Annotated in this window: 1 protein-coding gene; it reads left to right on the top strand. The window is 78.3% G+C overall.

Going from position 1 to position 508, the window contains the following annotated elements; all coding sequences use genetic code 11:
- Window positions 1-140 precede the first annotated feature (140 nt).
- Window positions 141-508, top strand: a 368-nt coding sequence (locus DQW85_RS21570) for a TPM domain-containing protein (RefSeq protein ID WP_162795183.1), incomplete at its 3' end; no start/stop codon positions are given.

Here is a 508-nt window from a genome sequence, read left to right as displayed (position 1 = left end):
GGCGTGGGCGCGTCCGGGCTGGTGCTGACCGACGGGGTGCCCGGCTGGGCGGCGAAGTCCGTCGTCGACTGGGTGGCCGCCGCGGACGGGGCCGAGCCCACCGGGCGCACCGGCGGCGCCTCGGCGGGGTGGTGACGGCGGTGGGGACGGCCAAGGGCGTGCTGAGCCAGGCACAGGCCGACGGCGTCAGGCAGGCGATCACGACCGCCGAGCGGCGTAGCGGGCTGCGCTTCGGACTCTTCCTCGGCAGGCCCGTCGGCGCCGGCCGACCCTTCGCCGAACGGCTGCACGCCGCGCTCGGCGACGAGGCGGCCGACGCCGTGGTGATCATGGTGGACGTCACCGGGCGGGCGCTGGAGATCGTGACGGGGGAGCGGGCCAGGCGCAGGCTGCCCGACGGCGCGTGCAGGCTGGTCGCGCTCTCGATGGCCGGCGCGTTCGCGGCCGGCGACCTCGCGGGCGGACTGCTGCACGGCGTCGCCGCGCTTGGCGAGCACGCCGCCGGACG

This window comes from Nonomuraea lactucae (genome assembly GCF_003313395.1).
GTDB classification, from domain to species: domain Bacteria; phylum Actinomycetota; class Actinomycetes; order Streptosporangiales; family Streptosporangiaceae; genus Nonomuraea; species Nonomuraea lactucae.
This window is presented reverse-complemented; position numbering and strand designations above follow the sequence as displayed.